Below are 23,797 nucleotides of genomic sequence, written 5' to 3' on the forward strand. Positions count from 1 at the left end.
TTGTCAACAAAAAATCTGGCCACAAGACAAACCATAGCTTAAAATAACAATAAGATATGTAAACTTTCGTAAACTATCATTAGGGATTAGACCCGTCAATGACGACAACAACCTCAATATTCGCCCCCGTGGAAAAGGACTTGTCAATCCTAGTGGCCAATCTCACCAGTCTGATTCAGGCTCAACATCCAATTTTGGGGGCGGCGGCGGAGCATTTGTTTAGTGCTGGTGGTAAGAGAATCCGCCCGGCCATTGTATTACTATTGTCCAAAGCGACACTAAAAGGAGAAGAATTAACTCCCCGTCACCGTCGTTTGGCAGAAATCACTGAAATGATCCACACTGCTAGTCTCGTCCACGATGATGTAGTAGATGAAGCACAAATACGTCGTCAGGTGGCCACCGTCAACAGTCTCTTTGGCAACAAGGTAGCAGTTTTGGCAGGGGATTTCCTTTTTGCCCAGTCATCATGGTATTTAGCCAATTTAGATAACCTGGAGGTAGTAAAACTTTTATCGGAGGTGATTAGAGACTTTGCCGAAGGGGAAATACAACAGGGATTGAGTTGCTTCGACACCAGCATAACTCTGGAAAGGTATCTTCAGAAAAGTTACTATAAAACCGCCTCTCTCATTGCCAACAGTGGTAAAGCCGCTGCAATCCTCAGCAACGTGGAAGAAGAAATAGCCAACCAGGTGTACAACTACGGGAAAAATCTGGGATTGGCCTTTCAGATTGTAGATGACATTCTAGACTTCACCTCCCCCACGGAAGTATTAGGGAAACCCGCCGGCAGTGACTTGGCTAGTGGCAATCTCACAGCGCCAGTTTTATTCGCTATGGAGGAAAAACCCCAGCTAAAAGTCCTCATTGAAAGGGAATTCGGCCAAGAGGGAGACTTGGAAAAGGCCCTCCAGTTAGTCCATGAAAGTAATGGCATCGAAAAAGCCAGACAGTTGGCCCACCATTACAGTCAATTGGCAGCAGAAAATCTTAAATGTCTTCCCCCCTCCCCCGCAAGAGACTCCCTCCACGAGTTGACCCACTACGTAGTCAGCCGCGTAAAATAGTCCTATTGCGCCTACCCAAAAATTATCACAGAACTGTCTAGTTTTCCTATCACCTCAGTGGTAACATCGCTCACTGCTAGTCCCCCTGCTGTACGATATTGTGTATACTCAAGCAATACAAGCTCCACCTCCTCCTCAACAGCCGTGCGAATGATGGTATCCGCCGGCGATGCAGTGGCTTTTATTTTTATCTGTGCCTCCCCGTGATAGCCAAAACCTCCTAAAGTCGTCCTCAGCACATTTTCCAGTGCCTCTGTGTGACCTTTACCCCCTTCCTGAATATACAGTACTGTAACTGTGCCGCCGTTGTTTTGCGCAAGCAGACTACCTAAGGCAATCATTTTCAGTGTCTTTTGTTCCAGGTTTTCTACGGGCACCAGAATTTTCTTAAGACTGCTAGGAGAATTCAATAATTTTACCACCGCCACTGGACAGTGAGAAGACCATAACACCTTATCCACGATATTGCCAAAAATCCTAGCCTGGACACTGGTTGAGCTGGGGCTCCATCCAAGGATAATCAAATCCCCCTCTTTTTCCCTCGCTACACGACAAATGGCCTCAGCAAAGTCATCATCAATACGAATAACTGGTTCCATCACCACCCCGTATTCTTTACCATACTTCAAAGCCCTTTTGATTAAACGTTCACTTTCCTGTAATTCGTCCTGTAGCATAGGGTCATCCAGATGAGCCCTTGCCCTCACCACTGACAGGGCAATCACCTTTCCCCTTTGAAAAGAAGACAAAATGGCGGCTAGTTCCATCAGCCCTCTTTGATTTTTCGGACTGGATAATGGGAGTACAATGGTTCCAAGCTTCAAAGGGAAAACACCCTCATCCTCAAAGGCCGCCCCCGACTCCCTTCTTTCAGCCAGCCGTGAATCTATCTCTGGCTGGAGCAATTTAGGAGCAAACCTACTGGTTAAGATTGGCCCCCCTACGGAGGTTACCAACATCATCACGATTACAGAATTGAATACGGCCTTAGGCAGAATTCCCGCCTCAATCCCCACCACCGTAGCTGCCAAAGTTGCCGCCACCTGCGGTAGAGAAAGTGACCACATGGTCAAACACTGATCCCAGCTGTAGTTGAATACCAATTTGGGGATCCAACTGGCAATAAACTTGCTAAGAATTAGTGTGCTGACAATCCCTATAGTAAGCAGAGAGTTTTCGCCGAAAATAGTCAAAAATTCCGATACCTTCAGCAGTAAGCCTATATAAACGAAGAAACAGGGGATAAACAGGGTGCTACCCACAAATTCTATTTTCTCCTTGACCACACCCTGGCCTACTACCCTATTTACCGCCAACCCCGCTAAAAATGCCCCCACAATCTGGTCAACATGAATTAGTTGCGCGCCAACGGAAGCCAAGAAAACAGCTAACAACACGAAGAGAAACTGATTGCTTTCTTCCTCCCCCGTGCGACGGAAATACTCCCTGCCAGCGTAGGCAAACCCAAACAAGACTATCACACAGTAAATAGCTAAATTGAATAACAAACCAATCAAGGTCGCCAAGGTGAATTGGCCACTTCCTACCGCCACACAAATGGCTAACACTACTAAGGCTCCAATGTCAGTAAAAATAGTAGCCCCAATGGTAGCTATTACCGCCTCATTATTGACTACCCCCAAACGGGTGACAATGGGATAAGCCAAAAGGGTATGAGAAGCTAGAAGTGAGCCCAACAATATCGAGGCATTCCACCCCATCTGGAAGGCTAGGCCCAATAATGTGCCCATTGACAAGGGGACAATGAAAGTGGTAAAACCGAAGAGGAGTGACTTGTTCCTGGCTTTGCGGAAGTCCTCCACGTCGATTTCTAAACCCGCCACAAACATCAAATAGATTTTCCCTATATCGGCCAGCAGCTTCACCGCCTCACTATTTTTGTCCAGCAATCCCAATCCATCTTCTCCAAAAATCACCCCGGCAAACAATAATCCCACTAAACCCGGCAGTCTGATTTTCTCAAAAATGGGGGGAAATACCAGAATCAGTAATAGCAGGATAGTAAAACTGGCTAGAGGCGCCTTCAACACAGTGGCAAATAACATAGTCTTGTCACAAAAAAATAGCCTGAAAAGGGCACAGGTCCATTATGTATTATGTAATAAGAAAACAAGTCTTTTTAACTTCTTGGCTTTATGCCTGATTTTCTCAGCGAATCCGATTTACAATCTATATACGAAAAGATACAAGACCTCCAGCAGAGACTTAGTCAATTAGAACAAAGGAATCAAACAGTAATTATATCGGGGGGAAAGCCCAATATACAACCCCAACCCCTGAGGATTACCCAAGAAGAATTGGTTAACATTTACAATTATGCCCCACAAATCCTCCTTGCCTATGTTACCCCTGTTGCCGTCACTGCCCACACCTATACACAACAAGACCCCCACCAGGTTACCCTAGAGTATAGTCCTAGTGGCCATTATTGGGTTGTTTTAACGGAAACGGAGGCAGGCAAATCCTACTGGCTTTTACCCCATGGTGGCAGGAGAATTGATTTCAACCGTCTTAGAAGTCGCATAGAATTGTTGTTTGACCTTCAGGGAGACAGCCATTATCTTAACACCAACTTCAACCTTGAGAAACCCGCTCAACTCCGTATTTTACCAGGTGGTACCTCTTGGCAACTAGTAGAAAAAGGATATATCATCTCCGGTAAAGTTTCCCCCGCCCAAAAAATACTATCGGAAATAGAAAATTTGCGAGATTCCCAAGGGAAAATCCCCGATTCTTTCAATTCTCTCTTAGAAAATATACAAAATATAAGTAAATACAACAGCGAAGATAAAAATATTAATGCCGAAATAAAAAAAATAAAGGAAAGTTTAACCCAAGTAATCGACCGGGTAATAGAATATAAATCTTATTTTACGGAAAAACTTAACAAAACTAATGAGGAGCTGGAGCAAAAGCTCAGAGAATATAGGGAAACTGCAGAAAAAAATACCCAGCTATTGGCCAGTTCCAAAGAGCTAAGCCTGACAAGGCTTACTCAACAATGTCAACATATAGAGAATAAAATTGTGCAAATGGATATGCAGCTCGCCGCTAAACTTCAACAACAAGATAAAACCATCCGGTATCTCAAAACGGGTGTTATTTGTCTGTTTCTGTTGGAGGGGTTTCTTCTGGCAATTGTATCCGTGACGTTACTGGCAATATTTTTCGACAGTTGAGGGGGCTCAGTTTACAAGTCTTAACAAAATTAGTCGAAAAGAGGCGGAGGATTTTGTTAAACTGAGATCTAATTGAAATTAGGGTAAAAAAAACTTAAACCACAGGCAGGAGAAAATGGTAACAACCGTAAAAACCCCAGAATTCGAGGAAATTCGGCCGGGGGTGAAAGCGCCAGCCAAGGAAACCCTCCTCACTCCTCGTTTCTACACCACCGACTTTGAAGAAATGGAGAAAATGGACATCAGTGCCAACGAGGAGGAGTTAAAAGCTATTCTCGCCGAATTTAGGGAGGACTATAATCGTAATCACTTTGTAAGAACAGAAGAATTCAACCAGTCGTGGGATCACATTGATGGTGAAACCCGTCGTCTTTTCATAGAATTTCTAGAAAGATCCTGCACTGCCGAGTTTTCCGGTTTCCTGTTATACAAAGAATTGGGAAGACGTTTAAAAGATAAAAACCCCATCCTGGCAGAGTGTTTCACCCTAATGTCACGGGATGAGGCGCGTCATGCCGGCTTTTTAAACAAGGCCATGTCTGATTTCAATTTAACCCTGGATTTAGGCTTTTTAACAAAAACCCGTAAGTATACCTTTTTTAAACCTAAATTTATCTTCTACGCCACCTACTTGTCCGAGAAAATCGGCTACTGGCGCTATATTACCATATACCGTCATCTGGAGCAACACCCCGAACACTGCATCTACCCCATATTCAAGTTTTTTGAAAACTGGTGTCAGGATGAAAATCGTCACGGAGACTTCTTCGACGCTATCCTCCGCGCCCAACCCCAATTCTTAAATGACTGGAAAGCTAAACTGTGGTGTCGTTTCTTCCTCCTGTCCGTATTTGCCACTATGTATCTAAATGATCAACAAAGGGCAGGTTTCTACAAGGCTATTGGTTTGGACGCCAAGGAGTACGACAAACATGTTATAAAGAAGACCAACAACACCGCTGCTAAGGTCTTCCCTGTCATCCTAAATGTAGACAATCCCAAATTCTACCAACTTCTGGACATTTGTGTTGCCAACGGTGAGCAATTGAGGGCTATTGATGCCAGTAATGCCATTGCCCCCATTAAATTCCTCCGCAAGTTGCCTCTGTATATATCCAATGTAGTCCAGTTCATTCGTCTTTATCTCATGAAACCCATCGAAGTTAAACACCAAGAGGGCTATGTAGCCTAATTCTCCATCACTGCCATTGTCACCCATATCCCCCAACCTCCCAAGGGGGGTATTTTTTTGTCATTCTCGGGGAAATATAAAGATTGGATAAAGATACCCGGTTTTTTGAGTAAAATCCCCAGGTAGGCTCTATGCTATAATGGGAAATAGAGTAGTCCGGTTCAAGTATAAGTTCCACTAAACCAACGGCCAAAAGCCGACTTCGCGGCGGTTTTTCGTCATTTTCATCCTCTTTTCCTGGTCTGTAGTTGTGCATATCGGGAGTGACTCAAGTGATTTCCATCTCGCTGCCCATAAAAATAGGCAACTGGAAAACCGTAAGTTTCCCCTCCACCCTCTACCTTTCTCCCGTGCTGGATATTCTACTAAATAAAGTCCCTAAACCCCTACGTGCAGAGATTAGGCTAGGACTACAAGAAGCCCTAGTCAATGCTGCTAAACACGGCAACAAACTTGACCCCAGTAAACCAGTGGTGGTCAAGTTTTGTTATAAAAGGGGGGAATACTCTTGGATAGTGTGCGATCAGGGGGAGGGTTTTTCGCAATCCCGTAGTTGTCCGCTAAACCAGCCCGACTTGCCCCCAGAAGAGGCAGAAAACGGACGGGGTTTATGCATCCTCCATCAGATTTTTGACAAAGTCCACTGGGATAGACAAGGTCGTCGGGTTAAACTGTCTAAGTATGTTCCCTTTTCATCCCTACTCAGGTTTATCTGAGTTTTTTTTGTGTCCATGAGTAGGACAGGGTAGGGGATGGATAGTTTTATTTAACCATCCCTGTGCCTGGCTGATCCTCTCTAGGGCCTCTTGTGTCTCCCCCTTTAGCAGGTATATCAACGCCGCCGTCAATTGTTGCAAGGCTTGAGCCTGTCTATCATTTTTCAGCCGATGCCAATCCCTAGGACTAATAGCAGTTCGCTGTGCCAGAATCCGAGCAATCTCCAGATTACTCATGTTCTCCAGGGCATCTTTAGTTTTAGTTTCCAAAGGCCAATTCATGTCCTATAATTCCCCTTGATGTCATTTCTGACCATCAATTATATTTTTATATTCGTTGTATTCCAACTATTGTAGAATGTCCCGCCCAGAAGAAAAAAACTCTCACCCCCCGCAGCCAGATTTAACCGAGGCTATTGCCCAGATAGAAACACAACTGGAAAGACTAAAACAACGTTATCAACAGGTTATCACAGCCCAAGAGAGAAAAGAAGAACTCCTTGCTAGAAAGAAAGAGATAGAAAGCCAAATAAAAGAAAATCGTCGGGAATCCCTAAAAAGTGAGTTATATTACCTGCAAAAGGAATTAGAAGAAATTGAGGTGCGTCTAGAAAGTCAGCTGTTCAAGTGGAGTAGTTTGAGTGAACCCTTCTGGCAGGCAGTGCGTTTTCTGGGATTGGGCATAGTCATAGGCTGGATTCTCAAAAGTTTGGCGGGAAATTGAATCATGAATAACAACGAAAAAATCTACTGGTTGGCTTGGTCAAAAATTAAGGGCGTTGGCGCCTCTTCCCTCAAGAAAATCTACGACCACTTCGGCAGTGTTGAGGCAGCATGGAGGGCAAGCCCAAAAGAATTTGGGGCCATACCGGGCATAAACCAGAAAATCCTAAATGCCATTATTGGGGGAAAACCTAAGATAAATCCGGAAAATCTATATAAAGAACACCTCAAAAAAAACCCCAAATTTTTAACCCCCACAGACGAACAATACCCCCAATTGTTATTAGAAATCCCAAGTCCACCACCAGTGCTGTATTACAAAGGGACAATCAACATACAAGAAAGCAAAGGGATAATCCCAGCAATAGCCATAGTGGGCACAAGAAGCCCCACAGAACATGGAAGGCGTTGGACCTACAATGTAAGCAAGGCACTAGCTCAAAAAGGGTTTACTATAGTTTCAGGATTGGCAGAGGGCATCGACAGTTATGCCCACCGCGGTTGCCTGGATGGCGGGGGAAAAACAGTGGCAGTGTTGGGCAATGGGTTAGATAGGGCATATCCCCGCTGCAATCAAAGCCTAATGGAAGAAATAGCCGCCAAGGGGCTGATCTTAACAGAATATGAATACGGAATGAATCCAGAGAGAGGAAATTTCCCCGCCCGCAATCGCATAATCGCAGGCATGTGTAGGGCAGTGTTAATAATGGAGGCGCCAGAAAAATCAGGAGCCCTCATTACGGCATACTATGCCAATGAATTCAACCGGGATGTGTACATTCTTCCCAACAGTCCAGATGAACCAAAGGCAAGAGGCTGTCTCAGACTAATCCACAACGGCGCCCAAGTAATAATCAGTGAGGAGGAATTATTGACAAATCTAGGGGCAATACCCCAAATAGAACAACTACAACCACAACAGTTGTCTCTCTTCTCCCCAAAAGACAGCAACCCCCAACCTAACACCCCGCCAACCCCCCTTTCCCCCCTTAGCCCCAAGGAGGAGCAGGTGTATGGCGTAATACAAAAGGACCCCCTCCCCCTAGACTTGATTGTACACCTGTCGGGATTGGAGGCAAAAGAGGTGTCGAGTATCCTCCTCCAACTGGAATTGGCGGGTTTAATCAGTCAACTACCCGGAATGATGTACTGTCGGTGTTGATTGTAGACGTTGTTGGCGATACTCCCGCATCATCCTCACAAACTGTTCAAAAAGGTAATCGGCATCATGGGGCCCAGGACTCGCCTCGGGATGGTATTGTACAGAGAAGAAGGGGAGTTTCTTGTGTCTGATACCGGCCACTGTGAGGTCGTTTAGGTTAAAGTGGGTAATCTCCACATCCTCGGGAAGGGACTCTTGAGAAACGGCAAATCCATGATTCTGACTCGTGATTTCCACTTTCTGTCGCAAACCAGCAGGATGATTTAAACCCCGATGGCCGAATTTCAGCTTAAAAGTCTCGGCGCCCAAAGATAAACTTAGAAGCTGATGTCCCATGCAAATACCAAAAATAGGCTTTTTGGCCTCTAGCAGGGCTCTCACCGTGGCAATTCCCTCCTTTACCGCCGCCGGATCTCCAGGGCCATTGGACAGAAAAATCCCATCTGGAGCGTATGCCAAAATCTCTTCCGGAGGGGTATCCGCAGGTACTACTATGACCTTACAACCGTAACTAGCGAGACGCCGCAGAATATTCCGTTTAATACCGAAGTCGATGGCTACGACGGTATATTGCTCCTTTTCAGCAAGGGCAGCCTTAGGATTAAACTCCCATTGTGGACTAGTAGGTTCTGTCCACTCGTATACTTCCTTAGTAGTGACGTGCCCCACTAGATTTAAACCAGCCATGGGAGGAACATCTTGTAGTTTGCGCAACAGTTCCTCCCCATCCAATATTTCCGTAGAAATGGCCCCATTCATGGCGCCATAAATGCGAATCCGACGGGTTAAATCCCGGGTATCTATGCCAAAAATACCCACAATGTTGTGTTGTTTGAGATACTCCGGCAAAGATTGAGTGGCGCGCCAGTTACTGGGACGGAAACAGATATTACGGGCCACAATACCTCTTACCTGGGGCCTATCTGACTCCTCGTCCTCCCCATTGACACCAGTGTTGCCCAGTTCAGGATAGGTGAAAGTCACAATTTGTCCACAATAGCTAGGATCAGTCAAAACCTCCTGATAGCCCGTCATGCCAGTATTAAATACCACCTCTCCCATGGTAGTGCCATTGGCTCCACAGGAAAAACCCCTATACACACTACCATCCGCCAGCACCAATATAGCCGGTTTATAATCGAAAAGTTGCATGGTCTGTTATAGTTCTAAAGGTTTCCAGGAAAGAGAAATGCCACAATACAATTACATCCTTACCCTCTGTGGCTTTGACCGTGAAAAAGGTCCTATTCTAAGATACAATATAGGCTAATAATGGGATAATTGTGCCCCCATAATTTGAGCTATCCTTGACAAAAAGCGCCCTTGGTTCGGACCGCTAATTCTGCTACCATAGGAAAACGGAAACTTTACAAGAGCGGACACTGTACAAAGGCAAAAACCCAGATGCCTTTCACATGATATAGGCTCAATGGCTAGTGGATAGGGTAAAAATCATGAGTCCCAGAAGACTATCTGAACAAGAGCGGAAGGAGATAATTCAATTATACCGCCAAGGACCGGACACCTCCTCTACCTTGGCAGAGCGTTTTGGTGTCACACCGGCCACTATTAGTCGTATTCTCAAAAAAAGCCTTCCGGCAGAAGAATACGAGAGTCTAATTAGGGAAAAACGTCTCCTTCGTCATGGCCAACCCTCCCAGGCAACCAGTAACACAGGCGAACAGTTATTTCTTCTGGGGCCGCAAGATACCTCGGACAATGCCCCCGTCCCACAAGACATCCAGTCCCAACATCCCTATGAAAGGGCAGAAGAAACTGACCAGCCAATAGAGCAAATCTGGGATACCCTTTACCAAGAAGAAATCCTCTCCCCGGAAGAAGAAGAAGAGGAAGAAGAGGAGACAGAAGACAAGGGGGACGAGGAGGGAATAAACTTAGAGCACCGGGAGCACTACCACTACGGGGAACACGACTATATCTTTGAGCTCGACTGGGATATTGATTTTGGCCTCGAGTCAACCCCGGGGGCTTCAGAGGAGGAACAGGTCAGAATTCTACCATTAAAGGCGGCAGTTTTCCCCAAAACCTGTTATCTGGTGATCGACCAATCCTCTGAACTGATTGCTAGGCCATTGAAAGATTTTGCCCATCTTGGAGAAATACCAGAGGCGAAGGTGTCCCAACTGACATTACCAGTTTTTGACAATCATAGGGCGGCCAGGCGATTCTGCCAAGACAAGGGGAAGGTTATAAAAGTCCCCGACGGCAGAATCCTACAAAAGACCTCATCCTATCTGCTGGCAAAGGGCATTAGTTGCCTTCTCATGGATGGCAAAGTCTACTCCCTGGCAGACAGTTAACCTTCCGACAAAAGAGACTCCAGTTTGGCGAAGGCATCTTGGAAGATAGTAATTTCCGCATTCGGGTCTTCTCTTTTGGCCAGGGAGCGTCGAATCTGACCAAGATATATGGGTATTGTTTTCTTGTCCTGGTGGACTTGAACTCTCGCCCTAATGGTGAGTGAGTCTTCCCCGTCAATAGCCATCCTCCCATAGGAGAACAAATCCATGGCGGCCTGTTTTAAAGTGGCTTCTAATACTGGCGGTGTAATATCCGTACTCACCGCTATTACTGCTTGTGTAGCGCCATTGTCATAAACAAGACTGTATTTGGCCGCATTGGGGATTTCCACCCGCTGAAATAGACCTAAACTCAGAGCAAACAAACCACCTGTCAACACTGCCATAAAGGCCGTCACCCCCACCAGGCGAAAACGAAATCCCCATTTGAATATAAATGCCAACAGGGTCAAAAATAAAACACTTATAGTACCATAAAAGCACCACAGACTATACTGAGCAAAATCCAATGAGAATTCCATCTTTCCCGCAGACTCCTCCCATTTTTGCCCCCCATTTTACCCCAAAATTCCCACTACCGCTGGTGTAAGATAGTAGAAGGAGGCATTTTAGAATTTTTTAATATAAAAAGCCGACGACAGTTTTTCATTGTTTCATTGGTGGATTGCCACAGCCGTCTACATCCTGGAAAATATGAGTCTGTCAGAGAATACCGCTAATCCCCCCACTATCCACTACCACGAGGACACCCTTAAACTCATATTGTTTGTGGATAATCCTTACAGTTCAGAGAAGAATATAGAACAAATTACCGAATACTTAAAGACTCTAAGTCAGGATTATGAATTCGATTTACAAGTATTAGAAATAAGTAAACACCCTCATCTAGTAGAACATTTTAAGTTAGTGGTTACCCCCGCCTTGGTGAAAGTTAATCCTCCCCCTCAGCAGATCTTGGCCGGCACAAATCTCACTGCCAAACTACGTAAGTATTGGTATCAGTGGCAAACTTCTCTTCAGGAGTACAAAAAAAATCATGCCGATAAGCCCCCCTCTAGCTGGCATACTTGTGTGCCCTCTTCAGAATTAATCCGTCTCCAGGATGAGCTTTTCTATCTGAAAAAAGAAGTGGAGGATTTGAGGGAACAGATAAAATTTAAAGATCAAATGTTGGCCATGCTGGCTCACGATTTACGCACTCCCCTCACAGCCGCCTCCATTGCTCTGGAGACCTTGGAAATCTACTACAACAGTCAACAAGACGGGGATAACGACAAAAATAAGGGGACAATAAGAAGGCTTTTTCAACAGGCAAAGAACCAGTTTTTTGCCATGAATAAAATGATAGGAGAGTTAATACAAATAACAAGAGAAAATAGTGGAAAATTCAAAATAAATCCAGTGAAAACGGATTTAATTATTCTCACTGAGGATGCTATCAATACGGTGCAACCCAAACTAGCAGAAAAAAAACAATATATCCTCAAAGACATTCCCCATGACTTGCCCCCTGTTTACAGTGACCCAAAATTAATTAGACAGGTGCTGATAAATATCTTAGATAATGCCATAAAATACAGCCCAGAGGGAACCCCTATTACTATTTCTATGCTACACAAAACCAGCCAAAAAGTAGAGGTGAGTATAATGGACCTGGGTCCTGGTATACCCGACAGTCAAAAAGAACAAATTTTCGAGGAAAACTACAGACTGCCAAGGGATGGAAAAAAGGAAGGCTTTGGTATAGGCTTGAGTTTCTGTCGTCGCATTATCCACGCCCACTACGGACAAATCTGGGTAGATGACAATGGCAGTCAGGGCAGTTGTTTTCGTTTCACCCTACCAATTTACCGTTAAATCCCTACCGTCTCGAGGTTACTCCCCCCCCGAAAGCCGTGTTACAATAGTACCAGGAAGTAAGGGGGGCCGGGTGCCATGAAAAAACTAATTCTGGCTAGTGTAATTGCCCTGTTGTCCCTTAATACATTGGTGGCAACCAGTAAAGCAGAAAACGTCGACGCCGTCAAGCAACTACTAAAGACAAATCAATGTCAGGGATGTGACTTAAGAGGAGCCAATTTGGAAGAAGTCCATCTTATTGGGGCAGACTTGAGAGGTGCTGATCTTAGGGGTGCTAATCTGAGAGGTGCTATTTTAGAAGGGGCAGACTTAGACGGTGCAAACTTACAGGGGGCAAACCTGAGTGGAGCCTTTCTCACTAATGCCACCCTCAATAATGCTAACCTAACAGATGTAGACCTAAGTTATGCCATTATCGTCGATGCCCTGGTAGACGGTGCTACTATAAGCTACAGGAATATCGAGGGAGCTGTTATTGTGGAAACTCCCATTGGCATTGGCGGTGAATATCCCCACTAAAGGGAACTTTAAGTTCTTTAAAGTTAGTTTAAGTAAAATTAAGAAAAAAATGGTACATTGGTAGGAAACTAAAAACAAGAGCCATCATGAGATGTATTGTAAAGCGCAGAGCCCAGTTTAGCGCTTCTCACCGGTACTGGTTGCCGGAATTGAGTGAGGAGGAGAATGAGAGGCTTTTTGGCGCTAACAGTCGTTTTCCAGGGCATGGCCACAATTATGTGCTATATGTCTCCCTGGTGGGGGAATTAGACGAATATGGCATGGTGACAAACCTTTCCGATGTGAAAAAAATCATTCACCGGGAGGTAATCAGTCAATTGGACTATAGCCATCTTAACGACACCTGGCCAGAATTCCAACAAACCCTCCCCACCACCGAATACATAGCTAAAGCCATCTGGCAACGTTTAGCACCCTATTTGCCTTTGGTAGACATACAACTATACGAACATCCGCAACTGTGGGCTAACTATCAAGGGAAAGACATGGAAGCTACACTCACCATTGGAACACATTTCAGTGCTGCACACCGTTTGGCGTTACCAGAATTGACCTTGGAAGAAAATACTAGAATCTATGGCAAATGTGCTCGTCCTAATGGTCATGGGCACAATTATCATCTAGAAGTGTCCGTAACCGGCCAGATTCACCCCCGCACCGGCATGGTTGTGGATTTGGTCACATTACATAAAGTAGTGGAAGAATATGTGGTTGAGCCTCTAGATCACACCTTCCTAAACAAAGATATACCCCATTTTGCCCAAGTGGTTCCCACCGCCGAAAATATAGCTGTCTATATAGCCAAGGTACTACGAGATCCCATTGCCAAGTTAGGAGTAGAATTAACCAAGGTAAAACTGATAGAGAGTCCCAATAACTCCTGTGAGCTCGACTGTCGTCAACTCTTTCCCCGACAGGAAGAAGAAAGTATCTCTACCCCCGATTCCCTAGCTGTTGTCTAGAGGCAGAAACACATTCGGCCCGTGTGGGAATTGTCCTTTTTCTCTGAAGTCCAGCCCAGACAGGGAAAGGGCCCCCATGGGCCTTTTTTATTTTTATTGGCAAATAATGTCAAGGAAAACAAATATATAATTGACTGTAAGCGTGGACGGGGAATATAAGAAAATGATTACAGGGGAACAATTACGAAAACTAATACAGGACAAATGGGGCTATTCTTACGACGTGCAAATACTAAGGATTCGGGATAAAATCTATTTTCAAGTGATGTGGAAATATTTAGAACAGGCCTCTTTTCATTATACTGAAGCAGAGTATCTAGAAAATCTAGAACAAATAGCCCAATATCTAAACCACTGGGGAGTAGTCAGTCAAGTAATTGAAGGAATAAGGGAAACAAAAAGTAAACCTCGTCTGGGCAAAGCAGTGAGTATCCCCTTATCGTTGGGCGAAAGAGCGTCAGAATGGATTCTATAAACAATAGAGAAGTGAAACTATGAGCAATTATAAAAATCCCGTGCCAACAGTGGATATTATTATCGAAATGGGAGATAAAGGAGAAGAGGGAATTGTCCTCATCGAAAGAAAAAATCCCCCCATAGGGTGGGCAATCCCAGGAGGTTTTGTAGACTATGGGGAGACAGTGGAAGCGGCTGCAATCCGTGAGGCAAAGGAGGAAACCGGCTTAGATGTAACCCTAAAAGACCTATTGTATGTCTATTCTGACCCCAAACGGGATCCCCGTCAACACACTGTGAGTATCGTTTTTATTGCCAGCGGTAAGGGTAGATTACAAGCTGCCGATGATGCCATCAATGCTGCTATTTTCCCCTTAAACCAACTACCATCACCCCTATGTTTTGACCACGAACTTATTTTACGTGACTACCTGGGGTACCGGCGTGGCATTCGTCCTTCTCCCCGGTTATAATTGAAGATATGACGGGGCGTGCCATTTTTTACCTATACGTTGGGTGAGAAATTAAACCACATTTTTATTCCTGAATAAACTACAAGCTATAGAGTAAGCATACAGATAACTCAAAAGCGTAATACCTCTGCGCCACCTAACTATAGTATTGAAACTCTTTATCCTCCCAATAACACTTTCCACTACCTGCCTCATACCCCTTTTCTCCTTTCTCCTGCACACCTTCACACCCTCAACATACCTATAAGCTCTGTCTCCATATACTTCATTGTATCCTACCAACTCCCTAAACCATCTACTCTTACTCTTCCTCAACCTATATGCCTTACTCTCATGCATACTACCATACGTAAACCACACATCATACACACCACCATCCTCATCACATAACACCATAACCAGCACTCCGTAGTACACCTCTTCAAATTCTACCTGCCTTCCATAGTGAACACTGTATAAATTCCTTCGTCTTCTTACCCAAAACTTTCTGCCCCCTTCTTATCCTCTGAGTCCTTGCCCTATTGACATTGGCCACCGGAAGTATAATACCGTCCACTATTAGTTTTATCTTTTTCCCAAGTAGTGTTTTAACAAACATTAGCATAACTGAGCTGTGTAGCATGTATTGTCTAAGTTTTGAGTGAATTCTTTTTTGCATTCTTGACTTTCTGAAGATGTGGTATGAGTTTATGGAAGGGTCTATGAGGTTTTTTGCCAGTGTTAGTAGAGGAGAATGTAGGTAGTAGGAGAGGATGAGGAGAGCCATGATTTGCTGGTCAGAGATTTTAGGTTTTCTACCTGCTTTAGGGTCTTTGTAGATGAGTTTGTGGAAAGTTTCGATTTCAGAGAGGATTTTGTGGTAAAATCTAATTATGTTCATTTTGGGTGCCTCCCTGCGTAGGAATTTGGTATTAATATATTACCTGTACTACGCAAGGCCTTTTGATAAGAAGTTTTTTGTTTTAGTAATTTCTCACTCGACGTATTTTTTACCTATTTTACAGGTAGTATGTAGCGGGACATGCCCTCCTCATTTCAACCAGAATGCCTAAGCATAGTTTTCAAGACAAGCCAATAAGGAAACAGTCAGCGGTTACCCCTTCTGTTGCCAACCAGCCTGATGATTTAATTTACGGTTGCCATCCCGTATTGGCGGCTATATCTGCTAATCAACAGCTTAACCGTCTTTACATCACCCCAAAACTCTCTCAGGATAAACGTTTTGAGCCTTTAATACCCCTGTTAAAAGCCAGAGGCACAGTAGTAGACATAGTAGACAGTCAAAGACTGAATCAATTAACCAATTTTGCTAACCACCAAGGCGTCGCCGCTAAAGTTGCCCCCTATGAGTATATTGATTTGCATGAATTGATAGCACAAGCGAAGGAAAAAACAGCCCACCCGGTAATTCTAATCGCAGATGGGATAAATGATCCCCACAATTTGGGGGCTATAATTCGCACGGCAGAGGCACTAGGGATGCAGGGTTTGGTAATACCCCAAAGACGCGCGGTGGCAGTCACCTCTACGGTGATGAAAGTGGCGGCTGGTGCCTTGTCTTATTTCCCAGTAGCCAGAGTGGTGAATATAAATCAGGCCATCTCCCGGTTGAAGGAAGAGGGTTTCTGGATTTATGGTACTATAGCACAGGGGGGCCAATGGTTACACCAGGCTAAACTAGAGGGGGCCATCGGTTTAGTGATAGGGGCGGAAGACAAGGGCATAAGCCAGTCTGTGTTAAAAGCATGTGATTTCCTTCTGTCTATACCCATGGCAGGGAAAACTCCCAGTCTCAATGCCTCCGTTGCCACAGCCATTTGTCTTTATGAAATCCGTCGTCAACAACTCCTGGCCTTCCCATCTGCATGAAAGGGTAAGAAGGGCAAGTGTAAGTCAGCTCCCCCTTGTCAAAATCTGATAACAGAGTCACACTAGTAGCAAAGACCCATTTAGCGAGGGGGGGATGATGGAAGTGAAAGAATTACTGCTTGACTTGTTGGATTCCCTGGGATGGGCAGTTTGGCTAGAAATAGTCACAGACAAGCCCCAGTGTACTTACTATTTTGGCCCTTTTCTCACCCAACAGGAGGCCATTTCCCACCAAGAAGGTTATCTGGAAGACTTAAAGGAAGAAAAAACCACTGGCATCACCGTGAGGGCTATGGGTTGTAAGCCAAGGGAACTGACCGTATGTAGTGATGTGCCACCGGATGATTGGATTTGAGTGTTGTCAAAGTTGCTGATAGTCTTCTCTGCCTTTGGCAATACGATAACTGAGAAAACAAACTGGAATTAGGCCCACTAGGATAATGACTATAGCGGGCGCGGCGGCGTCTGCCAGTCTTTCGTCGGAGGCATACTGAAACACCCTCACCGCCAGAGTGTCAAAATTAAAGGGGCGCAACACAAGGGTAGCAGGCAATTCCTTCATCACGTCTACAAACACCAGGAGAAAGGCTGTCAATACACCACCTCTCATCAGAGGCAAGTGTATCTTTAATAGGGTAGCCAGGGGATTATGGCCTAAACTGCGAGAGGCTTCGTCCAAATGGGGTTTAATTTTACTGAGACTGGATTCTACGGTATTAAGAGAAACGGCAAAAAATCTTACTAAATAGCCATAAATCAAAGCTATAACCGTGCCACTGAATATTAACCCCACAGAAACATTAAAATTTTCCTCCAGCCAGTCAGAAATGGCATTGTCAACGGCCCCCAGAGGGATTAAAATACCTACGGCAATAACTGAACCGGGAATAGCATAACCCATGGAGGCAATGAGGGTAGAGGTGTTGATGAAGGGGTTAGCAAAAAGACGTTTACCATAGGCCATAATCAAACTCAAAACCACAGCAACAAAACCTGTGACAAGGGCCAAGAAAAGACTATTTTGGGCAATAAACCAAAAATTCTCACTCCAGGTTTCCTCCCAAGTAATGGTGAGATAGATAAGATAAACCAGGGGGATGAAAAAACCAAGGGCAACAGGAAGGGCACAAGCTATAAATGCTAGACTACCACGCCACCAATTGAGATGATAACGAGAATAGGCTTTAATTACCCCCCCCATCTGATAATAACGGGCCTGAAGCCGAGATATTCTCTCCAACACAATCAGAATTAAAACAAATACCATTAAACAGAAAGCCAACTGGGCAGCCGCCACCCTCTCTCTCATATTTATCCAGGTGCGATAAATGCCCGTGGTAAATGTATCAACTCCGAAGTATTGAACAGTACCAAAATCATTGAGAGTCTCCATGAGGGCAAGTGCCAAGCCAGCGACAATGGAGGGGCGGGCTAGGGGCAAAGCCACAGAGAAAAAACTCTTCCAGGGGTTACATCCCAAGGACCTACTAGCTTCTATACTACAAACAGATTGCTCCAAAAAGGCAACCCTGGCCAACATATAGACATAGGGGTATAACACCAGGGTTAACATGACTATAGCCCCCCCCAGGTTACGAATAGAGGGAAACCAGTAGTCTCGGGCACTCTCCCAGCCGAAAATGGCCCGTAGCCAAGTCTGGATTGGGCCGTAATATTCCAACATGTCGGTATAACTATAGGCTAGGAGGTAGGCGGGGGCTGCCAAAGGCATCAACAACAACCACTGCCACCAGTTCACCCCCCAAAAGTCACACATAGTAACCAGCCAGGCACACCCCACACCAATGACAGTCACGCCAATACCCACCCCCAACATCAACCAGAGAGTGTTAAGGATATAGTCCTTTAAAACCGTTTCCGTCAGGTGTTGCCAAACCTCCCTCTTGTCAGCCAAAATACTGCTAGCCACGGCCAATACTGGCAGGGCAATGGCAAGGGCAACCAATCCCAGAGACAAATTCCAAAGATAAACCAATATCCCCGCCCAATTGAGCGTTTTCCGGGATTTGAGAATACTAATCATGGCTTTTCTCCTTAAAACCTTTCACCAACCCCAAAGTGGATGCGGCTATCCCCCCTATCATTAACCCCATAGTCAATCCTAATAGGGCCAAGAGGGGATTGTACCCTTACACCCAAACCATAACCAAAACCATCACCTTTTAAACCTCTTACCTTGGCTGGCTGTCCTATAACCGCCTTCTGGGAGCCCAGGGTGGTAGCATAGTCGAAAAATAATACTCCCCCCAAGAAAGGAAGAATGGGAAAACGATACTCGGCAGTAGCCTGGAGGTAAGAGCGTCCATTGCCCAAATCTCCCTCCCCATAACCCCTAACCGAATTGCTACCACCAATGACAAAGGCTTCATAGGGAGGTAAATCTCCCAAAACCGTGCCCCCCTGAATGTTAAAAGCCAGTGCCTGAGGGCCCTCCCCATTGGTAAAATCAACGAACTTCACCGGGATATAGTAACTATAACTGGCCCTTAGTCTATTAAACACCACATTGGTGACGGGCAGAGTCTGTTCCATCCCCAACAGTAACAAACTACCACTAGTAGGGTTAAGGGCATCGTTTCGTCTGTCTTGAGAGGCAGTAAAACGGAAGGTCAACAACTCGTCAATACCGTTGTCATTAAAAGCCAACTTGCCTCTGCCAAACTTAGGACTGGAGCGGGGGGCACGATTGCCATCCGCATCTTGTATTTCCACCTGTTGATATTGTAAACCAGCAGAAAGCACCCATTCTGGCCTAGAGAGGGGGTCGTCAGAAAGAGGGCGAGAGATGGAAAAGCCGCCGCCAGTGCGTACTACCCGGGGCCTGTCTTCTTGTAACTCTGTGCGGATGGATTCTGTTTCCGTGCCGTCAAACACTAGGGAAATGGTGCGACGACGGAAGAGATTGGCTGTAAGGGAAGTCCGATAGGGATCGCCCGCAATCCAGGGGTTTTCAAAACTCAAGTCGAATAGCAACTCCCTTTCCCCTACCTGAAACTCGGCACCCAGGGTTTGATTGTTGCCCCCTAAGTTTCGCTCCTGATAGCTAATGGTGCCAAAAAAACCACTCACCGAGCTAATCCCGGCACCAGCCGCCAAAGAGCCAGTACCTGTCTCCACTATGTCTACATTCATAATTACCTGGGAGGGATCCGGCGCCACATCGAAGGAGATTCTGACATCCTTAAAAATCCCTAAGCCGTAAATTCGTTGTAAGTCCTCCTGTGCTGTGCGTCTGTTGAAAATGTCCCCAGGTTTTAACCTCATCTCTCTAGTGACAATAAAATCCCTGGTTTTGCCCTTTACCTCCTCCTGGTCAGCATTGAAGAAACGGACTTTTATCTGGGCAATTTCCCCTTCCGCCACCATCAGAGTTACCACCCCGTCTTCCTGCACCTGAGGCGCCCCTATCACCTGGGCCAGGTCATATCCGTTATCGGTATACCACTTGTTCAACTCGGTGATGGCGTTTTGTAATTCCTTGAAATTTATGATCTTCCCGTATTGCTCCCGAAACGCCCGCTGTACTACTTCTGAGGGCAAAAGGGGGGCACGAGGTTGGGGTTTCTCCGGCAGCGTCTTGATTTCCACCCTACTCAATACCGGATTAGGCTGTACTTGGTAGGTTATTCTCACCCCCAAGGGTGTGTCCTCCGGTGTTACTTTTACATTACGAAAGAAACCGGTGGCAAAAATAGCGTTCACATCTTCCTGTAGTCGAGAACGGGTGGTAGGGCGGCCAGGCCGGGTTTGTATTGTATTATACACCAAGTCCTGTAATTCTCCTTCTACCCCCTCCACCACCACTTCCGCCACTAGGACTCTTGCTTCCTCACCAGGGGGTTGCGTAGTCTCCTGCGTATTCTCTGGCCCTCCGGGAGTGGTTTGAGCCATTACCCTATCAGTATTTAACTTAAATGAATTTACTGGGGGATTAGCCAAAACGGGGGGAGGGGTAGTCAATCCCACGTACAGGGGTATCACAGTAAGGTTCAGAGATTTTTGCCAAGATAAACCGCCAATTAGTGTCTTTCTGTTGGCTTTTTCACCTTTAATAAGCGCAAAAGCGGACAAAAATGGATTCTTTTCCCGATTCACTGCCACACACCCAATTCTCATTAGTGTTCCTAAATATACTAGCTGTTCTTCAGTTTTTCAATTTGGGCCAAGACTCTTTCCCGCACTCGTTGATAGGCGGCTTCAATGTCTCCCAAGTCTTGACGAAAACGATCCTTATCTAGGACTCTTTTTTGGGTATCTTGTTCCAAGGCATCCCATAGACGACAAGTATCTGGACTTATTTCATCTGCCAGAATGAGCTGGCTGTTAGAATCTAGGCCAAACTCTAATTTAAAGTCCACTAGGATTATGTTACAACCCCGGAAAAACTCTTGTAAATGCTTATTTATCTTCAAGGCGTATTCTTTAATTTGCCGCAGCTGTGATGGCGATACTATGTTAAGTACTTGTAATCTCTCCTCTGTCAAGAGGGGGTCTCCCAAATCATCATTTTTCAGGTAGAATTCCACTAGGGGGAAAGGCAACTGATACCCCCAAGGCAAGCCGGTTTGTTTACACAGACTCCCGGCGGCAATATTTCTGACTACCACCTCTAGGGGTATTATTCTCACCCCCTTTACCAGCATTTCTCTTGGAGAAACCTGAGCGATAAAATGAGTGGGAATGCCCTTAGTTTCCAACCATTGCATCAAAGCCGAACAAATGGTACAGTTTACCTCCCCTTTGCCTAAAATGGTGCCCCGTTTTTGAGCATTGAAAGCCGTGGCATCGTCTTTGTAGTAGGTTAGGTATTCATTTTCTCTATCCGTGGCATAGACAATTTTCGCCTTGCCCTCATATAATTTAGTTCCACTAGACATGATTAGTATACTCTCCAACAGTTGTTCTGTTCCCACTATCACCTTATCATAGGGAGATTGTTTTGTTGTCCTGGAATATGATATTATGAGACCCTTGGCTAAGTTAGTGGGCCAAAGCCTAGCGGTGGAGTTGCTAGAAAGGGCAGTAGCCACAAATCGTATTGCCCCTGCTTATTTATTTGTGGGCCCTTCAGGGGTAGGGAAGGCTTTGGCGGCTAGGTGTTTTGCAGAGATGTTATTAATTTCCCCCCAACAAGACTATCAACGAGCCTGTCAAAGGCTATATAATGGCAACCATCCCGATTTTTTATGGGTTGAACCAACTTACAACGACAAAGGGGAGTTACTGACGGCCAAACAGGCAGAAGAAAGGGGTTTAAAGAGAAAAACAACACCACAAATCCGTATTGAACAAATACGTAGTATTGTTGATTTTTTGAGTCGTCCGCCTTTGGAAAGTGAGAGAAGTGTGGTGGTAATTGAGGGGGCAGATTATATGGCCGAGGCTGCTGGCAATGCCCTTTTAAAAACCTTGGAGGAGCCCGGAAATGCTACTTTAATTCTAATTGCTAACAACACTAATTCTCTACTTCCCACCCTAGTTTCCCGCTGTCAAATTGTGCCTTTTTTTCGCCTCAGTGAGGAGGATTTAAAATACGTGTTATGCCGAGCCCATTATCCGGAAATTTTGGAATATCCCCACCTGATTCAACTGGCGGAAGGGGCCCCAGGTAAAGCCATTTCTGACTGGCAAAAGCTAAGGAATATCCCTCAGGATTTAATATCTAAAATTCTTAAGTTACCCGATAAAGTTGTCGATGCATTTCTGATAGCAAAACGGATTAGCAATGAGCTAGAATTAGACACACAAATATGGCTAGCAGATTATTTACAGTCTGTCTATTGGGAAAAAGAGAGAAAACCAGAGATAATTCACAGTCTAGAGAAGGTGAAAAAACTCCTGTTTAGATATGTACAACCTCGTTTGGTGTGGGAGTGTTTCTTCCTAGAAAATATCCCTGAAACCCTTAAGCAATAGCAGGCATGGCATAACCAGGCTGAAAGTCAGACTTGTCCCCGGGAAATAAAAACAGTGTTAGGATCTTAATTGGACAATTGTCTGTAGTAGAGTAGTAAAGGAGAAAAGCCATTTACACACCACCGCTGGCAAGACTAATCGAACAATTGCAAAGGTTACCAGGCATTGGCCCTAAAAATGCCCAAAGACTGGCATTGCATATCATCAAACGTCCAGAAAAAGAGGTAGAAAGTCTAGCAGAGGCTATCCTCAATGCCAAACGAAAAATCGGCTTCTGTCAACGCTGTTTTCATCTTACTTCTGATACTATCTGTGAAATTTGTCGTAATCCTAACAGAGATCAGACCACTATTTGTGTTGTGGCAGATTCCAAGGATGTTATAGCCATAGAGAAAACCAGAGAGTACCAGGGGTTGTATCATGTATTGGGTGGGGTAATATCCCCCATGGATGGGATAGGGCCGGAACAACTACACATAAAACAACTAATACAACGAGTCAACCAGGAGAAAACCGCCGAGGTGATTTTGGCAATCAACCCCACAGTGGAAGGGGAAACCACCACCCTGTATATTGCCAAACTCCTTAAACCCTTCACCAAAGTCACCAGGATTGCCTTTGGTTTACCCATAGGCGGCGATTTGGAATATGCAGATGAAATCACCCTCGCCAAAGCCTTAGAAGGTAGAAGGGTTATCGAAGACTAATACCTCCCCCTACTCCATATCCTACTCCCCCATTCCCATGGGGCTTTGTAATCATAAAACCCTAAATTCCTTTTGACTTTGACAATATTGCTTCAATTAATTGTGGTTTTCTCATCTGGGAACGTCCTTTTATTTTCAGTTTCTCTGCTAATTTTCTCAACTGTTCTACTGTTTTTCTTTCTAGACTTTTCTGTGTAAATTCTTCTTCTTCTTCTTGTAGTGTCGGTTGTGTAGTAGGAATTGGAGATGGCTGTGGTTGGGTTGGGACGCGCCCTAATTGACCTCTGATTTCTGCTTTTATTTCCGATAATATTTCCTGTTTCAAATCTCTCAAAGAGTACTTTATCTCGGAAACTAATTGTGTCAGCCAACTTCTTAACTCTGTTCTGAATTGTTTCATCTCTGCTCTTATATTACCCTTAAATTTGGCAAAAGACTCTGGTAAATTAGTAGGCTCATCTGGGACTTCCCTCTCATCTAATTCTGGAGATTCAGGGGGTATCTTTCTGTTCTCCTCGGTGGTAGTTTGATGAGAAACTAGTTGTAAAAACTCCTCTCTTACCGCATTAGCTTGCTGGTCATTCAAATCAAAAACCCAGGCCCAAAGTCTTTCAATTTCTAGTTTTTTAG

24 protein-coding genes and 1 pseudogene are annotated in these 23,797 nt (G+C 45.0%); 16 read left to right on the plus strand and 9 right to left on the minus strand.

Translation table 11 applies throughout. The features are described 5' to 3' along the window. Window positions 1–98: 98 nt before the first annotated feature. Entirely contained in the window at window positions 99–1,070 is a 972-nt protein-coding gene (gene sds, locus IGQ44_04850) for a solanesyl diphosphate synthase (protein HIK37302.1), read from the plus strand. 11 nt (window positions 1,071–1,081) lie between these two features. Here sds and IGQ44_04855 read toward each other — a convergent pair whose 3' ends face one another. Next, window positions 1,082–3,136: a cation:proton antiporter gene (locus IGQ44_04855; protein ID HIK37303.1), complete on the minus strand. Its 2,055-nt coding sequence runs from the start codon at window positions 3,134–3,136 to the stop codon at window positions 1,082–1,084. Window positions 3,137–3,226: 90 nt separating this feature from the next. On the opposite strand from IGQ44_04855, the gene IGQ44_04860 reads away from it, so the two are divergent. From IGQ44_04860 to IGQ44_04870, 3 genes are all read left to right on the plus strand, one after another. Further along, window positions 3,227–4,270 (plus strand): hypothetical protein, encoded by a 1,044-nt coding sequence (locus IGQ44_04860; GenBank protein ID HIK37304.1) that lies wholly within the window; start codon window positions 3,227–3,229, stop codon window positions 4,268–4,270. A 115-nt stretch (window positions 4,271–4,385) separates the two neighbouring features. Next, on the plus strand, window positions 4,386–5,462 hold the full coding sequence (gene acsF, locus IGQ44_04865; GenBank protein HIK37305.1) for a magnesium-protoporphyrin IX monomethyl ester (oxidative) cyclase: 1,077 nt from the start codon (window positions 4,386–4,388) through the stop codon (window positions 5,460–5,462). A 272-nt stretch (window positions 5,463–5,734) separates the two neighbouring features. Continuing rightward, the gene (locus IGQ44_04870; protein HIK37306.1) at window positions 5,735–6,178 is read left to right on the plus strand and encodes an anti-sigma regulatory factor; all 444 of its coding nucleotides are present in this window, start codon (window positions 5,735–5,737) and stop codon (window positions 6,176–6,178) included. Here the strand turns inward: IGQ44_04870 and IGQ44_04875 are convergent. Next, window positions 6,161–6,460, minus strand: coding sequence for a hypothetical protein (locus IGQ44_04875; protein ID HIK37307.1), 300 nt, complete (start codon window positions 6,458–6,460; stop codon window positions 6,161–6,163). The genes IGQ44_04870 and IGQ44_04875 overlap by 18 nt on opposite strands. A gap of 76 nt (window positions 6,461–6,536) precedes the next feature. Here IGQ44_04875 and IGQ44_04880 point away from each other — a divergent pair, with 76 nt between their 5' ends. Both IGQ44_04880 and dprA read left to right on the plus strand, forming a co-directional pair. After that, window positions 6,537–6,902, plus strand: a complete 366-nt coding sequence (locus IGQ44_04880; protein ID HIK37308.1) for a hypothetical protein — start codon at window positions 6,537–6,539, stop codon at window positions 6,900–6,902. Between the two features lie 3 nt (window positions 6,903–6,905). Next, on the plus strand, window positions 6,906–8,063 hold the full coding sequence (dprA, locus tag IGQ44_04885) for a DNA-protecting protein DprA (protein HIK37309.1): 1,158 nt from the start codon (window positions 6,906–6,908) through the stop codon (window positions 8,061–8,063). On the opposite strand, the gene carA is transcribed toward dprA, so the two are convergent. Continuing rightward, entirely contained in the window at window positions 8,034–9,215 is a 1,182-nt protein-coding gene (gene carA, locus IGQ44_04890; GenBank protein HIK37310.1) for a glutamine-hydrolyzing carbamoyl-phosphate synthase small subunit, read from the minus strand. The genes dprA and carA overlap by 30 nt on opposite strands. A gap of 302 nt (window positions 9,216–9,517) precedes the next feature. Here carA and IGQ44_04895 point away from each other — a divergent pair, with 302 nt between their 5' ends. After that, window positions 9,518–10,384 (plus strand): helix-turn-helix domain-containing protein, encoded by an 867-nt coding sequence (locus IGQ44_04895; protein ID HIK37311.1) that lies wholly within the window; start codon window positions 9,518–9,520, stop codon window positions 10,382–10,384. Here IGQ44_04895 and IGQ44_04900 read toward each other — a convergent pair. Then, complete coding sequence (locus IGQ44_04900) at window positions 10,381–10,905, minus strand: Ycf51 family protein (GenBank protein HIK37312.1); 525 nt, start codon at window positions 10,903–10,905, stop codon at window positions 10,381–10,383. The genes IGQ44_04895 and IGQ44_04900 overlap by 4 nt on opposite strands. 172 nt (window positions 10,906–11,077) lie before the next feature. Here IGQ44_04900 and IGQ44_04905 point away from each other — a divergent pair, with 172 nt between their 5' ends. The 5 genes from IGQ44_04905 (at window position 11,078) to IGQ44_04925 (ending at window position 14,654) form a co-directional block, all read left to right on the plus strand. Further along, window positions 11,078–12,241: a histidine kinase gene (locus IGQ44_04905; protein ID HIK37313.1), complete on the plus strand. Its 1,164-nt coding sequence runs from the start codon at window positions 11,078–11,080 to the stop codon at window positions 12,239–12,241. A gap of 78 nt (window positions 12,242–12,319) precedes the next feature. Next, window positions 12,320–12,763: a pentapeptide repeat-containing protein gene (locus IGQ44_04910; GenBank protein HIK37314.1), complete on the plus strand. Its 444-nt coding sequence runs from the start codon at window positions 12,320–12,322 to the stop codon at window positions 12,761–12,763. A gap of 86 nt (window positions 12,764–12,849) precedes the next feature. Beyond that, the gene (locus IGQ44_04915) at window positions 12,850–13,725 is read left to right on the plus strand and encodes a 6-carboxytetrahydropterin synthase (GenBank protein ID HIK37315.1); all 876 of its coding nucleotides are present in this window, start codon (window positions 12,850–12,852) and stop codon (window positions 13,723–13,725) included. Window positions 13,726–13,891: 166 nt separating this feature from the next. Further along, window positions 13,892–14,200, plus strand: coding sequence for a DUF3067 family protein (locus tag IGQ44_04920; GenBank protein ID HIK37316.1), 309 nt, complete (start codon window positions 13,892–13,894; stop codon window positions 14,198–14,200). A 19-nt stretch (window positions 14,201–14,219) separates the two neighbouring features. Next, entirely contained in the window at window positions 14,220–14,654 is a 435-nt protein-coding gene (locus IGQ44_04925; protein HIK37317.1) for an NUDIX hydrolase, read from the plus strand. Between the two features lie 51 nt (window positions 14,655–14,705). On the opposite strand, the pseudogene IGQ44_04930 reads toward IGQ44_04925, so the two are convergent. Further along, window positions 14,706–15,534: pseudogene (locus IGQ44_04930) on the minus strand (hypothetical protein). 164 nt (window positions 15,535–15,698) lie between these two features. On the opposite strand from IGQ44_04930, the gene rlmB reads away from it, so the two are divergent. Both rlmB and IGQ44_04940 read left to right on the plus strand, forming a co-directional pair. Further along, entirely contained in the window at window positions 15,699–16,523 is an 825-nt protein-coding gene (gene rlmB, locus IGQ44_04935; protein HIK37318.1) for a 23S rRNA (guanosine(2251)-2'-O)-methyltransferase RlmB, read from the plus strand. A gap of 103 nt (window positions 16,524–16,626) precedes the next feature. Beyond that, window positions 16,627–16,878, plus strand: a complete 252-nt coding sequence (locus tag IGQ44_04940) for a DUF1816 domain-containing protein (protein ID HIK37319.1) — start codon at window positions 16,627–16,629, stop codon at window positions 16,876–16,878. Between the two features lie 6 nt (window positions 16,879–16,884). Here IGQ44_04940 and IGQ44_04945 read toward each other — a convergent pair whose 3' ends face one another. From IGQ44_04945 to IGQ44_04955, 3 genes are read right to left on the minus strand one after another with little or no spacing between them, the layout of a single operon-like run. Next, complete coding sequence (locus IGQ44_04945) at window positions 16,885–18,567, minus strand: iron ABC transporter permease (GenBank protein HIK37320.1); 1,683 nt, start codon at window positions 18,565–18,567, stop codon at window positions 16,885–16,887. Between the two features lie 11 nt (window positions 18,568–18,578). Beyond that, window positions 18,579–20,660, minus strand: a complete 2,082-nt coding sequence (locus tag IGQ44_04950; protein ID HIK37321.1) for a BamA/TamA family outer membrane protein — start codon at window positions 20,658–20,660, stop codon at window positions 18,579–18,581. Window positions 20,661–20,677: 17 nt separating this feature from the next. Further along, the gene (locus tag IGQ44_04955) at window positions 20,678–21,421 is read right to left on the minus strand and encodes a phosphoribosylaminoimidazolesuccinocarboxamide synthase (GenBank protein HIK37322.1); all 744 of its coding nucleotides are present in this window, start codon (window positions 21,419–21,421) and stop codon (window positions 20,678–20,680) included. A gap of 85 nt (window positions 21,422–21,506) precedes the next feature. Between IGQ44_04955 and IGQ44_04960 the strand changes: the two genes are divergently transcribed. Both IGQ44_04960 and recR read left to right on the plus strand, forming a co-directional pair. Beyond that, window positions 21,507–22,460: an AAA family ATPase gene (locus IGQ44_04960; GenBank protein HIK37323.1), complete on the plus strand. Its 954-nt coding sequence runs from the start codon at window positions 21,507–21,509 to the stop codon at window positions 22,458–22,460. A gap of 110 nt (window positions 22,461–22,570) precedes the next feature. Next, the gene (gene recR, locus IGQ44_04965) at window positions 22,571–23,167 is read left to right on the plus strand and encodes a recombination protein RecR (protein HIK37324.1); all 597 of its coding nucleotides are present in this window, start codon (window positions 22,571–22,573) and stop codon (window positions 23,165–23,167) included. Between the two features lie 61 nt (window positions 23,168–23,228). On the opposite strand, the gene IGQ44_04970 is transcribed toward recR, so the two are convergent. Then, window positions 23,229–23,567 carry a Rho termination factor N-terminal domain-containing protein gene (locus IGQ44_04970; protein HIK37325.1) on the minus strand — a complete coding sequence of 113 codons (339 nt, stop codon included), beginning with the start codon at window positions 23,565–23,567 and terminating at the stop codon, window positions 23,229–23,231. Window positions 23,568–23,797: the final 230 nt, after the last annotated feature.

The organism is Geminocystis sp. M7585_C2015_104 (genome assembly GCA_015295805.1).
GTDB lineage: Bacteria > Cyanobacteriota > Cyanobacteriia > Cyanobacteriales > Cyanobacteriaceae > DVEF01.

What these genes read in the sequence shown, in the direction of transcription:
- IGQ44_04880 (HIK37308.1), top strand. Translation starts at nt 6,537, where the DNA reads ATGTCCCGCCCAGAAGAAAAAAACTCTCACCCCCCGCAGCCAGATTTA.
- IGQ44_04875 (HIK37307.1), bottom strand. Translation starts at nt 6,460, where the DNA reads ATGAATTGGCCTTTGGAAACTAAAACTAAAGATGCCCTGGAGAACATG.
- IGQ44_04970 (HIK37325.1), bottom strand. Translation starts at nt 23,567, where the DNA reads ATGAAACAATTCAGAACAGAGTTAAGAAGTTGGCTGACACAATTAGTT.
- IGQ44_04895 (HIK37311.1), top strand. Translation starts at nt 9,518, where the DNA reads ATGAGTCCCAGAAGACTATCTGAACAAGAGCGGAAGGAGATAATTCAA.
- IGQ44_04955 (HIK37322.1), bottom strand. Translation starts at nt 21,421, where the DNA reads ATGTCTAGTGGAACTAAATTATATGAGGGCAAGGCGAAAATTGTCTAT.
- IGQ44_04905 (HIK37313.1), top strand. Translation starts at nt 11,078, where the DNA reads ATGAGTCTGTCAGAGAATACCGCTAATCCCCCCACTATCCACTACCAC.
- IGQ44_04960 (HIK37323.1), top strand. Translation starts at nt 21,507, where the DNA reads ATGAGACCCTTGGCTAAGTTAGTGGGCCAAAGCCTAGCGGTGGAGTTG.
- acsF (HIK37305.1), top strand. Translation starts at nt 4,386, where the DNA reads ATGGTAACAACCGTAAAAACCCCAGAATTCGAGGAAATTCGGCCGGGG.
- IGQ44_04900 (HIK37312.1), bottom strand. Translation starts at nt 10,905, where the DNA reads ATGGAATTCTCATTGGATTTTGCTCAGTATAGTCTGTGGTGCTTTTAT.
- IGQ44_04860 (HIK37304.1), top strand. Translation starts at nt 3,227, where the DNA reads ATGCCTGATTTTCTCAGCGAATCCGATTTACAATCTATATACGAAAAG.
- IGQ44_04945 (HIK37320.1), bottom strand. Translation starts at nt 18,567, where the DNA reads ATGATTAGTATTCTCAAATCCCGGAAAACGCTCAATTGGGCGGGGATA.
- IGQ44_04855 (HIK37303.1), bottom strand. Translation starts at nt 3,136, where the DNA reads ATGTTATTTGCCACTGTGTTGAAGGCGCCTCTAGCCAGTTTTACTATC.
- carA (HIK37310.1), bottom strand. Translation starts at nt 9,215, where the DNA reads ATGCAACTTTTCGATTATAAACCGGCTATATTGGTGCTGGCGGATGGT.
- IGQ44_04910 (HIK37314.1), top strand. Translation starts at nt 12,320, where the DNA reads ATGAAAAAACTAATTCTGGCTAGTGTAATTGCCCTGTTGTCCCTTAAT.
- IGQ44_04915 (HIK37315.1), top strand. Translation starts at nt 12,850, where the DNA reads ATGAGATGTATTGTAAAGCGCAGAGCCCAGTTTAGCGCTTCTCACCGG.
- rlmB (HIK37318.1), top strand. Translation starts at nt 15,699, where the DNA reads ATGCCTAAGCATAGTTTTCAAGACAAGCCAATAAGGAAACAGTCAGCG.
- IGQ44_04950 (HIK37321.1), bottom strand. Translation starts at nt 20,660, where the DNA reads ATGAGAATTGGGTGTGTGGCAGTGAATCGGGAAAAGAATCCATTTTTG.
- sds (HIK37302.1), top strand. Translation starts at nt 99, where the DNA reads ATGACGACAACAACCTCAATATTCGCCCCCGTGGAAAAGGACTTGTCA.
- dprA (HIK37309.1), top strand. Translation starts at nt 6,906, where the DNA reads ATGAATAACAACGAAAAAATCTACTGGTTGGCTTGGTCAAAAATTAAG.
- IGQ44_04925 (HIK37317.1), top strand. Translation starts at nt 14,220, where the DNA reads ATGAGCAATTATAAAAATCCCGTGCCAACAGTGGATATTATTATCGAA.